Below are 13805 nucleotides of genomic sequence, written 5' to 3' on the forward strand. Positions count from 1 at the left end.
CTTCAAGTTTATTGCTTGAGGGCTTTGTTTATGCAGGATTTTTACTATTTATGTCGAATGATAAGAGAAGGAGGTGTTCTATGTTAACAGCATTATTAAACCAGCAAGTAATTACCACAATCCATTATTCCAGGGAGGAATTGAGAAGACTGAGAAGGGAAGGTGTCTCCTTTGTCTGTCCCCATTGTTCTTCTATATTGACCATGAGAATCGGTAGCCGAAACACACCCCACTTTGCCCATATTTCCCACTCTGATTGCGAATTGGTGAGGGGTGAGACTCCACAACATCTCTTAAGTAAGCAGCTTTTATATGGTAGGGTAAGCTCCCTGTATGAGAGTGTGAGTCTTGAACATTATATTAAAGAGATTAAGCAAGTCGCAGATATTTTTGTGAAAACAGATACGGCAGATATAGCCATCGAGATTCAGTGTTCAACCATACCGATTTCTGAAGTAGTGCGACGCTCAAACGGTTATCATCGAGAAGGGATCACCCCCTTTTGGATCCTGACCCAGTCCCTGAAGTCCAAGAAGCTCCTGAATCTAACGACCTTTCAACAAGCATTTATCCGATACTCTCCATCCTTGGATTATTTCCTCCTTCAGTTTCTCCCGGATAGGGGAATCTTTCATCTATACACACGTCTTCTTCCCGTTTCAAGTACGGCATTTATGAGTGCAGCGCCCATCATCATCCCCGTTGCTGAGTTTACACTACCTCCTGTCATTCCAAATGTACCCATTCTTCCTCCATACTCTTTATCTAAATGGAACGATTTTAGAACCAAATGGATATACAACAAAATTCATTATAATAAGGCGAGAACAGATGTATTTTTAAGGGAAGTGTACGGGGAAGGGGATACGTTTTTGTATTTGCCCCTTTTTATTGGCCTTCCAGTTATTCCCCATGGCATTCATATTAGAAATCACGAAGTAGAGTGGCAATATTATTTATGGAAAGATTGTTTGAAAAAAGACAGCCTCTTCTCATTGGAAAGTGTGTCAAATGCGTTAAATAGAAGACTTACTAAAGGACATATCGAGTTTCGTTCCTTCCCACTCCAAAAAAGCGATAAAGTGATAAAGAAAATTGCTGGTGGATATTTAAGTGTACTAGAAGAGGTGCATGTTCTCAGAAAGATAAATGATACATTTCAACTAACTGAACCCTGGAGCTGCCCGGATCATTTTTCGGCATTCGAACAGCATAAACATGATTTTTTTCCTAAATGGAAGCATATATTAAAAAAGCTGTAAGAAAGAATGTATTGTTGCAGGAAATTGGTAGATGAGAGAGAATGTAACTATAAGGAATTTTCTGTAGATTTCAGAATGGAGGATGTATATGTCAAAAGATACAGCTACTAAAAGTCTGCCTGGAAGAAAAGAGGTAGATGAAACGTTAACGTGGAGACTGGAAGATATCTTCGTAAGTGATGATGAGTGGGAGAAAGAATATAAAGAAATCCAAGGAATGACAAAAAGAGCAGACGAATTTAAAGGGACACTTGGTGATAGTGCAGATCAGCTTTATAAAGCATTTGCCTTCCAGGATGAAATAATGGAACGTATGGGGAAGGTGTATACATATTCTCATATGCGCTATGACCAGGATACGACCAATTCCTATTATCAGGGTCTCGATGACCGTGCCAAAAGTCTTTATACCCAGTTAGGGAGTAAGTTTGCTTATTTGGTGCCGGAAGTTCTATCGATTGACGAAAAGAAGCTGAATGGTTTCCTTGAGGAGAAGGATGAACTGAAGAAGTATAAGCATGCTTTAGAGGAAATCAACCTTCAGCGTCCCCATGTCCTCTCCGCTGAAGAAGAAGCGCTCTTGGCCCAGGCATCTGAAGTGTTCAGTGCTGCAAGTAATACATTCGGCATGCTGAATAATGCGGACCTTGAGTTTCCGAGCATCAAAGATGAAAATGGGGAAGAAGTGGATATTACACACGGGCGTTTTATTCGATTCCTGGAGAGCAGTGATCGCCGTGTACGTGAAGAAGCATTTAAAAAGGTGTATGAGACGTACGGAAAATTTGAAAACACATTCGCCTCTACTTTAAGCGGGGCTGTGAAGAAAGATAATTTCGTCGCCAACGTCAGACATTACGATTCGGCGAGACATGCGGCATTATCTACTAACAATATTCCTGAAGAAGTGTATGATAACCTTGTTGATACGGTGAATAAAAACCTTCATCTGCTTCAGCGTTATGTGAAGCTTCGCAAGAAAGTGCTGGGTCTGGATGAGGTTCATATGTATGATTTGTATACCCCACTCGTGAAGGAAGTCAAAATGGACATAAGTTATGGGGAAGCACAGACCATGATCCTCGATGGATTAAAGCCGTTAGGTGAGGAGTATGCAAATGTGCTGAAAGATGGCTTTGAAAATCGTTGGGTGGACGTCGTCGAAAATAAAGGAAAGAGAAGCGGTGCCTACTCATCTGGGGCTTACGGTACCAATCCTTATATTCTGATGAATTGGCAGGATAATGTAAACAATCTGTTCACCCTGGCTCATGAATTCGGTCACAGTGTCCATAGTTACTATACGCGTAGCGCTCAACCATACACGTATGGTCATTATTCCATCTTTGTGGCAGAAGTCGCTTCCACTTGCAATGAAGCATTATTGAATGATTACCTGTTGAATACGATAGATGATGAGAAGAAAAGGTTGTATCTGTTGAATCATTATCTTGAAGGCTTCAGAGGGACCGTTTTCCGTCAGACGATGTTTGCTGAATTCGAGCATCTTATCCATAAGAAAGCCCAGGAAGGAGAAGCCTTGACTTCAGAGTTCTTAACCAAACAGTATTATGAACTGAATAAGAAATACTTTGGGGAAGAAATTTCGATTGATGAAGAAATTGGTTTGGAATGGGCGCGTATTCCACATTTCTATTACAATTATTATGTATACCAATATGCAACAGGTTTCTCTGCAGCTACGGCTCTTAGTCAACAGATCCTGGAAGAGGGGCAGCCTGCAGTGGAACGCTACATCGATTTTCTTAGAGCAGGAAGTTCCGATTATCCGATTGAAGTATTGAAAAAAGCTGGAGTGGATGTGACAACATCCAAACCGGTGGAAGATGCTTGTAAGGTCTTTGAAGAAAAGCTGAATGAAATGGAAGAACTGCTTGAAAAGTTGCAATAAATAGTCGTAACGACAGAATGAAACACCCCTCCCTGAAGGGTTATCTTCAGGGAGGGGTGTTTTTTTTGCTTATAGCCATATTCCAACCTAAAGGTCCGTCCCTCATTTCATCGACTTGAATCCCCTGAAGCGGTTACGGCTTCCCAGTGAATGGAAGAAGATGAGGAGTGAGAGAAAGAGGATGGGGGATGTGATATATACGGGGATCAGGTGCATAAGGCCAAGGATATTTATGAAGAAGCTGATTACAATCAATAGAAGGAGTATTCCATATTTCATTTTTGCGAACATAGCCATTCCCTCCGTACGTTGTCTTATAACCATGTATATGAAAAGGAAAAGGAGAACATGTATCGATTTTGACAATATTGTGAAATACCATACAAACAACTTGCCAATACAAGTGGATACATGATATATTATCAGTGTGAAGTTGATCACAAGCAAACATATACCCCTTTGTTTGACCGTGAAAAATTTCTCCCATCCCCTTTGTTCGTATTGAAAAACCGATGTTGGAAACAACATCGGCTTTTCTTGTTTATAAGGCGATTTAATTATATTAAAATAATTATTGACTAATATATTTCCAAAAGGTTCCATGCTTTGCAGGGAGCTTTTTTACTTTTTGCTGAAGCGTCCATTTCTTCATTTGTTTCTCTACTTCTTCTACCGATAGATCATACACAACAGCTATTTCCTTCGATGCGACAACCCGATAATACTTCATGAACACATCCAGTGGAGGCAACGGCTGCTTTTCAGGCTTTGTTGCAAGCATTTCTTCAATGATGTGTACATATACCTCATAGGAATACAATCCAGTAATCTTTAGTCCTTCATCTTCAATATTTTCATTGAAGAAGACAAGCGTCGGAATTTCTTCCACTTCCATTTCAGATGTGATCTTGACATCGCATTGAAATGCTTTGGATGCGGAAGAAGAGTTGATATCGTTCATGAATTCTGTGAGGTCAAGCTTGGCTGCCTGTGCGCATTCCTTCAGCACTTCGATATTTGAGATGTCTTGTTTCTGCAGGAATAATCGCTCTTGTAAAAAACGTAAAAAGCGGATTCCCGAGTGTTTCCCTTGAAGCTCTGCCGCTTTAATGGCGAATGAAGCAAGATAGGGTGAATCAATCGGATTCTCGATCCACAGGCTCCCGTCACAGGACATGCCGGAGCGACTCGCTGTTTTGTCCCATTGATGTGCCAGATCTTCCTGCTTCCGTTTCGTCGCAAGGTTTAAGGAGGCGAGCTGCCCGCTTAAAATATAGCGGATCCGGAAGTATTGTCCATACTCAATGTGCAATTTCTTTAAGATTGGTTCAAGCGCCCAGCATTCAGGGCAAAGAGGGTCAATAAACATATATATTTCCAGAGGTTTCTTGTCACGCCCACACCCTTTGAGGTGATGCCAGCTATTTGTTCTAGTCAATGGAAGAACCCTTAGGTGTTTCAGTATTTACCATATGGTGGGCGGTTAATACGAGTCTGTGAAAAAAGTCATCCCTTACAGGACCCTCTAGGTTGACCTCATCCATTGCGTCATGCATACAGCTTAACCAAGCCTTAGCCCGTGACTCTGTGATGGGAAAGGGCAGGTGCCTTGCACGCAGCATGGGGTGTCCGTGTTCTTCTGTATAAAGAGCCGGTCCACCTAAATATTGAGTTAGGAATTGTTTCTGTTTACGAGCTGTCTCGGTTAAATCATCCGGAAAGATCGGTGCTAACTCAGGATGATTTGATACTCTATTATAAAAGGCTTCAACGAGCATGGAGAGTTTCTTTTCGCCGATAAGATTATAAGGCATTTGTGGTTTCTCGACCATAAGAATGACTCCTTTTTCCTTAGATTGTATGTTCATTCTAGCAAGCATTCTTTCATATCTCAAACAAATCGCCTTACACCAACTGATTATTCCTAAATTAGTGTAGCCTGCTTTTGTCACTCTATCCTCAAATTCCATGAAATAGTGGGAATTACGGCTGAAGAATCAACGAGGGTAGATTGGACTATTCTGTAATCAAAAAAAAATCAGGCCTCAAAATGAGCGGCATGATTTCTGATTGATGGCGGGATCGTTAGGCAAAATAGCGATCTGTTACTTTTTTTACGTAGGAAGTGGTTTCTTTGAACGGTGGGATACCGTTGTATTTATCAACGTTTCCAGGACCTGCATTGTAGGCTGCAAGTGCAAGGTGGATGTCCCCATTGTACTTATCAAGCATTTGCTTTAAATATTTGGTACCGGCAAATACATTCTGTTCAGGGTCGAATATGTTGTTTACCCCCAGCCCACGTGCGGTGCTCGGCATGAGCTGCATCAATCCTGTGGCGCCAGCAGGGCTGACGGCATCCGGGTTGAAATTGGACTCCTGTTTAATGACGGCTTGAATCAATTTTTTCGGCATGTCGTAGTGATCTGCTGCACGGCTGATGATTTCATCGATTTCCTGCGGTGCATCCCTGTTCGATTTGTTTAAATCCGCAAGGGGGTGGATGTTCATAGGTGCCGGTAGGGTGGACTGGGCTAGAAGGGCTCCACTAACGGCTCCAAGTGTTTGATTCAAATCTATATTTTGTTGGCTTGGTTGCAGGGCTTGAGTTAATAATTGTTGAAACAAATCATTGGATTGACCGCCTGTATCTTGGATGGAAGATACTGAACCCAGACTGTTCAAGGCTTGAAGTTCCATCATCGTTTTCAACTGTTGAACATTCATATGTTTGACTCCCCTTTAATAAAACGCTTATTCCTATTCTATATCGGTCATGATCGGTCCCTTTTTAATTTCTCCAGATAAAAACGTTTGATTTTATTATCTGTCTGACGAAGGGGAATCTTATGCTGCTCGAGTAACTCCAAGAATATCGCTTCCCCTGAGGTACGTTCTTTCACTTCATATTCAAGCTCATAATCTTTTTTTTGCAGGTAAGAGCTCTGGTCGAAAACAAGCAGGCCATTCCTATAAGGGATTTCCGCTCTGCTGGTTGAGAGAGTCCCGAAGTGTTGCAGGGATCCATAAGGAATGGAAAGGGAGGTCAGCACATCTCTCACTTCTCCTTCTGGGAATAGCCCTTCCCGTAAAAGGGAATCTGATTGGTTTTTAGATAAGGATTGATTCGTCTCCAGGAGATCTTCTTTTAACGGGGTCTTTAACGTTAACATATACCTTCCGTTTTTCTCCCGGATCCGGAGGGCAGACTGTTTTTCCTTTAATTGATAATCCGGTGTATCGAAATAATGATTATCCTGAGAAATGAAATCTTCCTTATTTATATGAAAATGTGAAGTCAATCGGGTGAATTCTTCTTCTGTTACAAGATTTTTAAATTCAATTTCAATTTCCTGTGCCATCACCAGCATCCTTTCCTTTTCATACTTCCTCTATTATCTCTTTAATAAAAGGGAACTTCAATATTTAGATGAAATGGTTTTCTTATGTTAAAATGATACTGATTGTTTAATGGAAGGATGAAGAAAAGCATGAGGAAAATTGTTCAATTTAACCACACAACATATGAAAACGGAACATTATATTTACATACTGACCAGTCGGAGCTCTTTAATGGTACTACTGCTGCCGGTCAGATCATTGCAGACTCCGATCGCTATGCTTTCGTATACTTAGCAGAAAATGAAGAGGAATATGTATACTTATATTTGGAAGAGTCAATCTGGCCGGAATTAAAAAAAGCCCTGAATGAAAAAGCCGTAGTCGTGGCGAAAAGTGAAAAGTATTCATTGGAATTAGATCAATTCACGGAAGAGCTTGACTATCTCATAGATAATATAGAAGGAAACGGGAACTATGGTGACGAAATGGTTATAAAGGTAGAGAACGTATTTCTTGAAAAGTAGGCGTTTAGAGGTGAGGGGAATGAATCACTGGGAACAATTTTTGGCTCCCTACAAGCAGGCGGTTGATGAATTAAAGATTAAGCTTAAGGGAATGAGGGGAGAATATGAACTTCATAACACTCATTCCCCCATTGAATTCGTGACTGGCAGAGTTAAACCGATCGCGAGTATCCTTGATAAAGCCAATCAAAAAGGAATCAAGCTGTCCAACATTGGAACTGAATTGCAGGACATCGCAGGACTAAGAATGATGTGTCAGTTTGTAGAGGATATTCATGTGGTGGTGGAAAAGCTCCGCGGGCGCAAGGATTTTACGATTATTGAAGAAAGAGACTATGTGACGCACAAGAAACAAAGTGGATACCGTTCATATCATGTCGTCATCGACTATCCAGTACAAACGATTCACGGTGAAAAGAACATCCTGGTAGAAATTCAAATTCGTACGCTTTCGATGAATTTCTGGGCTACGATCGAACATTCGTTGAACTATAAGTACAGTGGACAAATTCCAGAACAGATCGGTCACCGTCTGCAAAGTGCTGCCGAAGCGGCATTCAGGCTGGATGAAGAAATGAGTTTGATCCGTGAAGAAATCCAGGAAGCCCAGGTCATATTCACAAACAAAAAGGAAAAAGACCAGCGTGGCTCTGAACCTAAATAGCAGGGGGTAAATGAATGAAGTTCGCAATTACATCAAAAGGTGATTCAAAGTCCAACACACTGATGCATAAAATGAGAACGTATCTCCAGGATTTCAACCTGATCTATGATGACGATCAACCCGATATCGTCATTTCAGTCGGTGGTGACGGCACACTTCTATATGCTTTTCACCGCTATAGATCGAGACTTGATAAGACGGCTTTTGTGGGTGTACATACGGGTCACCTCGGTTTTTATGCTGACTGGGTGCCTGAAGAAATTGAGAAGCTTGTCATTGCCATCGCCAAGACACCATATCAGATCATTGAGTATCCACTATTGGAAACGATTATCCGCTATCAGCATGGTGGGAAAGAAACCCGTTATCTTGCATTGAATGAATCAACGGTCAAAAGCGTGGAGGGGACCCTGGTGATGGATGTGGAAATCAGGGGGCAGCATTTTGAACGGTTCAGAGGGGACGGACTATGCCTGTCCACTCCTTCAGGCAGTACGGCATATAATAAGGCATTGGGAGGGGCGATCATTCACCCGTCCTTACCCGCCATCCAATTCGCTGAAATGGCTTCCATCAATAATCGGGTATTCCGTACCATCGGATCGCCGCTCATTTTACCTGCACATCATACATGCATGCTGAAGCCTGTGAATGGACCGGATTTCCTGGTGACGATTGATCATCTATCCCTCCTTCATAAAGACGTGAAAAGCATTCAATATCGTGTCGCAGATGAAAAAATCCGCTTTGCACGCTTCCGTCCTTTCCCGTTCTGGAAACGCGTGCATGATTCATTTGTAGCGGATGAATAACGGGGAATGGTAAGGTGAAGGGTTATACGCTAAAGTGGTGCATCCCGTCAAGCTATGAAGGGAAACTGATGAGAGAGTTTCTGATCGATCAGCAATTGTCAAAACGCACATTGACGGCAGTCAAGTTTGACGGAGGAAGGATCACCATCAATGGAAAAGAAGAAAATGTCCGGCATCCACTTACTTCAGGAGATATCCTTGAGGTGAGATTCCCTGAAGAAAAAGCGAGTGAAACACTAGTGGCGGAAAGAATTCCTCTCTCGATCGTATACGAAGATGATGATGTGCTCGTTGTGGACAAACCGTGGGGGATGAAAACGATCCCCACGAAAGATGAGCCGACGGGAAGTCTTGCGAATGCGATATTAGGATATTTCAATCAAATGGACCTCTCTTCAACGGTACACATCGTCACCCGATTGGATAAAGACACATCGGGCCTGGTCCTGGTGGCAAAACACCGCCACGTCCATCACCTGTTCAGCCTTCAGCAGATGGGAAGGGAAATCAATCGGACATATGAAGCCTTCGCTGAAGGGGTGATGAATGGATATGGTTCGATAGAAGAGCCGATTGGAAGGAAAGCCGACAGCATCATTGAAAGGGAAGTGCGCTCAGATGGACAATATGCCCTGACTCATTACAATGTGGAGAAGCAGTTTCCTGAGTTTGCACACCTGGAGTTGAAGCTCGAAACTGGCAGAACCCATCAGATCCGGGTTCATCTTTCCTTCATAGGCCATCCTCTTGCAGGAGATGATTTATACGGAGGAAGTGTAAAGCTGATAGGCAGACAGGCCCTTCATTGTAAGAGACTGCACTTTTTCCATCCCATCATGAACATATGGATGAACTTGGAATGCCCCTTGCCAGATGATATGAGGATGCTTTATAGACAGTAAGAGATCCCCCTTCAGTTAGACTGAAGGGGGATCTCTTTCAAATCTTATGATGCTATCGCCCACAAGAAAACTCATTCAACTTCCCGAAATTTCTCAGCCACGAAAGGCATACTTGATGCTACACTCACTACTTCCAGTTCAGGGTATCTAAATGCAGATAGCATACCGCCAAACACGGCTCCTGTATCGATGTTGGCCGTTTTATTTATGAGGCGTGCTTCTTTTACAGGGGTGTGGCCGTATACGATCCATGCTTCTCCTTGATAATCACGTGCCCAGTCTTTTCTGACAGGGGTGCCGTCATCGTTCTTTTCTCCAGTTATATCTCCGTAAAGGACGAAGGTTTTGACCCGGTTCGATTGTTTTCCGATTAGTTCTTCTTTGATGCCTGCATGTGCAATGATGAGCTTACCATTGTCCAATACATGGTATAGAGGGGATTGTTCATATAAATCAATGAACATATCCTGATAACAATTTCTTTCCTTTTGGGGGAGGGCATTCAGTTCCGCCACGGTTGTTTCCAGACCGTGAAGGATTTTCACGTTGTTTCCTAAGAAATAACGGTAAAGCTTGTTGCAATGGTTCCCGGGGACATAATAAACAGTTTCTTTTTGAAAGAGACCGTATACGGTTGAAATCGTCTCCAGGGAGTGATGTCCGCGATCTGTCAGGTCTCCCACTAAACCAAGTTTCCTTCCATCAGGGTGAACAGGAAGGCCGCTGCCCCATTCATACCCAAGTTTTCTCGTCAACTCTCTAAATTCGTTAAAGCAGCCATGAACATCACCGATTATATCAATTTTCATGGAAATCCCACTCCCTAAACTGCCTTTTTTCTTTTCTTTTCCCGTATTTTATGACATATTAATGATTCAGCAATTACTGCATTTATTATTCGTCAGGCATTAGTATGACATATTAAAGCAAAGGAATACATAGGTGGTATGATTTCATAAGAGACAATTGTCTTGAGATTTGCTAGTATTATTACGACTATATTCAATGAAGTTATAAAGGAGGGTGTATTGGATGTCTGAGGTAACTCAAGAACAGGAGAATGACAGAGACAAGCAGGAAAAGGAAATGTATGATGAAGACCTTCTCATCAGAGCCCTTCAGGAAGAAGATCTGGATTTATTTCGTTCAGAATTTGTTCAATTACACTCTTATGATCAAGCAAAGTTTTTCTCTAAAATAGATGAAGACCTCCGAAGCCGGCTGTATCATTATCTTTCACCGGAAGAAATGGCGGAGCTTTTTGAAAGTCTGGATATAGATGAAGAAGATTATCAGGATATCTTAGCGGAAATGAATCCTACATACGCAGCCGAAATGCTTTCCAATATGTACGCCGATGACGCCGTGGATGTCTTGAATGAGCTGGATAAAGATCAGGTTGTCAGTTATTTGACGATCATGAATGATGAATCGGCTAAAGAGATTAAAGAATTGCTCCATTATGAAGAATATACAGCTGGTAGTATCATGACCACCGAGTTCGTGGCCATTTCAAAGAATCAGACGGTCAGATCTGCCATGTATATATTGAAAAATGAAGCACCGAATGCGGAAACGATTTACTATATCTATGTGGTGGATGATGATAAAAAGCTTGTAGGGGTTATCTCCCTTAGAGATTTGATCATCAGCCATGATGATGTGATGATCGGTGAAATAATGAGTGGCCGGGTCATGTCTGTCGGTGTCAGCGAAGATCAGGAAGCTGTCGCACGGCAGATGAAGGATTACGACTTCCTTGCCCTGCCCGTTGTTGATTTCCAACATCATCTACTTGGAATCATTACGGTAGATGACATCATGGACGTCATGGAAGAAGAGGCGTCTGATGACTACTCCAAACTTGCCGGTATCGCCGATTTGGATTCCATTGACAGAAGTCCTATAAATGCGGCCAAGAAGCGTCTTCCATGGCTCATCGCCTTATTATTCCTCGGAATGTTCACCGCAAGCCTCATCGGCAGGTTTGAAGATACATTGGATAAAGTGGCCATCCTTGCCGTGTTTATCCCACTGATTGCCGGAATGGCAGGAAATACTGGAACTCAGGCACTCGCCGTTGCCGTAAGGGGGATTGCAACAGGGGACCTGGAAAAGGAAAACAAGATGTCTCTTGTCTTTCGTGAAGCGGGAACAGGACTGATTACCGGGACGACCTGCGGGATAGTGGTCAGCATCATTGTATACGTGTGGAAAGGTGAATTCTTTCTAGGGATCCTTGTTGGCGTCTCCGTCTTAATTTCACTATTCGTTGCTACCCTTGCAGGTACATTAGTGCCCCTTTTGATGCACAAGCTAAAAGTGGATCCGGCCGTCGCTTCCGGTCCTTTTATTACGACGATAAATGATATCATCAGTACTTTAATTTATCTTGGATTAGCGACGATGTTTATGAATTACCTAATATAGAGAGAAGAGGGGGAAGTATGAATGGAACAACATGCATCTGTTGCATCCCTTGTGATCGTGATCATGGTAGCTTTTTTAACTCCCATTTTGCTGCATAAATTCAAGTTGAATTTCATCCCGGTCGTCATCGCGGAGATTATAATGGGATTGGTTATAGGAAAGAGCGGGTTTAATCTCGTCCAGCAGGACATGTGGCTTGAGACACTTTCTACCCTGGGGTTTATCTTTCTCATGTTCTTAAGCGGTCTTGAAATAGATTTCACGGCTTTTTCAGGCGGGAAAAAGAAAAAAGAGGTATTGCCGAGTGGTAAAGAAGAACCAAACCGCTTGAAATTGGCCATTATCATTTTTATCGGTATTTTCTTTGTGTCACTGGGATTGTCTTATCTGTTTGTCCTGTTTGGACTCATTGATAATGCGTTCTTGATGACATTGATCATTTCCACAATATCCCTTGGTGTCGTGGTACCTACACTGAAAGAGGCGCATATCACGAAAAGTGCCATCGGACAGATCATTCTGCTGGTAGCGGTCATCGCAGACCTGGTGACCATGATCTTACTGGCTGTGTTCGTTTCCCTTTATGGAGAAGGACATGGGAATATGTGGCTACTTCTGATTCTCTTTGGTGTAGGTCTGTTATTATACTTCCTCGCCAAGAGGCTGAAGAATAACCCTTTCATCAAAAGTCTATCGACCGGGACTGTTCAAATCGGTACACGTGCGGTCTTCACCTTGATCATGTTACTGGTGGCCGTGTCAGAGACGGTGGGTGCTGAGAACATTCTGGGGGCTTTCCTTGCCGGTGTACTTGTATCTTTACTTGCACCGAATCAGGAGATGGTTCACAAGCTTGATTCATTTGGTTACGGGTTTTTAATCCCGATCTTTTTCGTAATGATCGGTGTGGAGCTGGATCTTGGGTCACTACTGAGTGATAAGAAAATGCTTTTACTCATTCCATTACTGGTTCTTGCCTTCCTCGTTTCGAAGATCATCCCGGTATATTTATTGAGGTACTGGTATGATACGAAAACGACAATCGCTTCGGCATTTCTCCTTACGTCAACGTTGTCGTTGGTGATTGCTGCTGCGAAGATCGCAGAAAGAATCGAAATTATCACCCCTCAAATGAGTGGCACGCTCATTCTGGTGGCTGTCATTACATGTATCATTACACCTATCATCTTTAAGAAGCTTTTCCCGCGGGAAAGTGCAAAAGAGAAGAAGCTTAAAATTACGTTCCTGGGTGCCAATCAGCTGACCATGCCCGTTTCAAGGGAGCTTCAATCCTCCTTGTACGAACCTGTCCTGTATCATACGAAACAGGATAAATCAGATCGGAACATCGCTGATTCACTGTTCGATATCCATGAAATCGATGATTATGATCCCGGTACACTTGAAGAGAAGGACATCTTTGAATCGGATATCCTCGTGATTTCAACGGGAGATGAAGAGGTGAATGCAACACTTGCCGTAACGGCAAAAGAGTATGGAATTGGACGTGTGATCGTAAGGGTGGAGAGCCCTGATCTGCACGAAAGTCTACGTGAACAGGATATTGAAGTATATTCTGTATTCTTATCAACAAAAGCTTTATTAAGGGCGCTCATCGAATCACCGTCCGTCATGAGCATCTTGACCAATCAGGAAACATCCCTTTACGAAATCCGCATGTTGAACAGTCAGTTTGAAGGCATGACACTCCGGAAATTCCCATTCGCGGGAGATGTCATCTTTGTCCGTATCTTCAGGGGGAAAGATTCCATCGTTCCCCATGGGGATACAGAACTTCATATGAATGACCGCCTGATTGTCACAGGTTCTAAAGAATACGTCGATGAACTCAAACGAGAACTCGAATTCTGTGAATACTGCTAACATGAAACCTTCTTCCCAAGAAACATTTTTCTTGGGAAGTTTTTATTTTATAAAGGAGTATCTTGATTCAATC

Annotated in this window: 14 protein-coding genes; 8 read left to right on the forward strand and 6 right to left on the reverse strand. The window is 42.5% G+C overall.

All coding sequences use genetic code 11. From position 1 onward, the window contains the following. Nucleotides 1-80: 80 nt before the first annotated feature. A complete protein-coding gene (locus NQ095_RS11685; RefSeq protein WP_258263660.1) occupies nucleotides 81-1262 on the forward strand; it encodes a competence protein CoiA in 1182 nt (393 codons plus the stop codon). Between the two features lie 88 nt (nucleotides 1263-1350). Continuing rightward, nucleotides 1351-3174, forward strand: coding sequence for an oligoendopeptidase F (gene pepF, locus NQ095_RS11690; protein ID WP_258263661.1), 1824 nt, complete (start codon nucleotides 1351-1353; stop codon nucleotides 3172-3174). Nucleotides 3175-3276: 102 nt separating this feature from the next. Here the strand turns inward: pepF and NQ095_RS11695 are convergent, their stop codons facing one another. From NQ095_RS11695 to NQ095_RS11715, 5 genes are all read right to left on the reverse strand, one after another. Beyond that, nucleotides 3277-3498, reverse strand: coding sequence for a hypothetical protein (locus NQ095_RS11695; protein ID WP_258263830.1), 222 nt, complete (start codon nucleotides 3496-3498; stop codon nucleotides 3277-3279). Nucleotides 3499-3745: 247 nt separating this feature from the next. Then, on the reverse strand, nucleotides 3746-4612 hold the full coding sequence (locus NQ095_RS11700; RefSeq protein ID WP_258263662.1) for a ClpXP adapter SpxH family protein: 867 nt from the start codon (nucleotides 4610-4612) through the stop codon (nucleotides 3746-3748). Further along, nucleotides 4605-5006 carry a globin domain-containing protein gene (locus NQ095_RS11705; RefSeq protein WP_258263663.1) on the reverse strand — a complete coding sequence of 134 codons (402 nt, stop codon included), beginning with the start codon at nucleotides 5004-5006 and terminating at the stop codon, nucleotides 4605-4607. The genes NQ095_RS11700 and NQ095_RS11705 overlap by 8 nt, the downstream gene beginning before the upstream one ends. A 253-nt stretch (nucleotides 5007-5259) precedes the next feature. Continuing rightward, on the reverse strand, nucleotides 5260-5901 hold the full coding sequence (locus NQ095_RS11710; RefSeq protein ID WP_258263664.1) for a lytic transglycosylase domain-containing protein: 642 nt from the start codon (nucleotides 5899-5901) through the stop codon (nucleotides 5260-5262). A gap of 47 nt (nucleotides 5902-5948) precedes the next feature. Then, complete coding sequence (locus tag NQ095_RS11715; RefSeq protein ID WP_258263665.1) at nucleotides 5949-6536, reverse strand: CYTH domain-containing protein; 588 nt, start codon at nucleotides 6534-6536, stop codon at nucleotides 5949-5951. 129 nt (nucleotides 6537-6665) lie between these two features. Here NQ095_RS11715 and NQ095_RS11720 point away from each other — a divergent pair, with 129 nt between their 5' ends. The 4 genes from NQ095_RS11720 to NQ095_RS11735 are packed head-to-tail and all read left to right on the forward strand — an operon-like array spanning nucleotide 6666 to nucleotide 9418. Beyond that, nucleotides 6666-7040, forward strand: a complete 375-nt coding sequence (locus NQ095_RS11720; RefSeq protein ID WP_258263666.1) for a UPF0738 family protein — start codon at nucleotides 6666-6668, stop codon at nucleotides 7038-7040. Between the two features lie 19 nt (nucleotides 7041-7059). Next, nucleotides 7060-7704: a GTP diphosphokinase gene (gene yjbM / locus NQ095_RS11725; protein WP_258263667.1), complete on the forward strand. Its 645-nt coding sequence runs from the start codon at nucleotides 7060-7062 to the stop codon at nucleotides 7702-7704. Between the two features lie 14 nt (nucleotides 7705-7718). Continuing rightward, nucleotides 7719-8516, forward strand: a complete 798-nt coding sequence (locus tag NQ095_RS11730) for an NAD kinase (RefSeq protein WP_060670229.1) — start codon at nucleotides 7719-7721, stop codon at nucleotides 8514-8516. A 14-nt stretch (nucleotides 8517-8530) separates the two neighbouring features. Further along, complete coding sequence (locus tag NQ095_RS11735) at nucleotides 8531-9418, forward strand: RluA family pseudouridine synthase (RefSeq protein WP_258263668.1); 888 nt, start codon at nucleotides 8531-8533, stop codon at nucleotides 9416-9418. Between the two features lie 71 nt (nucleotides 9419-9489). Here the strand turns inward: NQ095_RS11735 and prpE are convergent, their stop codons facing one another. Next, the gene (gene prpE, locus NQ095_RS11740) at nucleotides 9490-10227 is read right to left on the reverse strand and encodes a bis(5'-nucleosyl)-tetraphosphatase PrpE (protein WP_258263669.1); all 738 of its coding nucleotides are present in this window, start codon (nucleotides 10225-10227) and stop codon (nucleotides 9490-9492) included. 277 nt (nucleotides 10228-10504) lie between these two features. On the opposite strand from prpE, the gene mgtE reads away from it, so the two are divergent. Both mgtE and NQ095_RS11750 read left to right on the forward strand, forming a co-directional pair. Then, nucleotides 10505-11848 carry a magnesium transporter gene (gene mgtE / locus NQ095_RS11745; protein WP_034763962.1) on the forward strand — a complete coding sequence of 448 codons (1344 nt, stop codon included), beginning with the start codon at nucleotides 10505-10507 and terminating at the stop codon, nucleotides 11846-11848. A 21-nt stretch (nucleotides 11849-11869) separates the two neighbouring features. Beyond that, on the forward strand, nucleotides 11870-13732 hold the full coding sequence (locus tag NQ095_RS11750) for a monovalent cation:proton antiporter family protein (RefSeq protein WP_258263670.1): 1863 nt from the start codon (nucleotides 11870-11872) through the stop codon (nucleotides 13730-13732). Nucleotides 13733-13805 lie beyond the last annotated feature (73 nt).

Source organism: Rossellomorea sp. SC111 (genome assembly GCF_024733565.1).
Taxonomy (GTDB): Bacteria; Bacillota; Bacilli; order Bacillales; family Bacillaceae_B; genus Rossellomorea.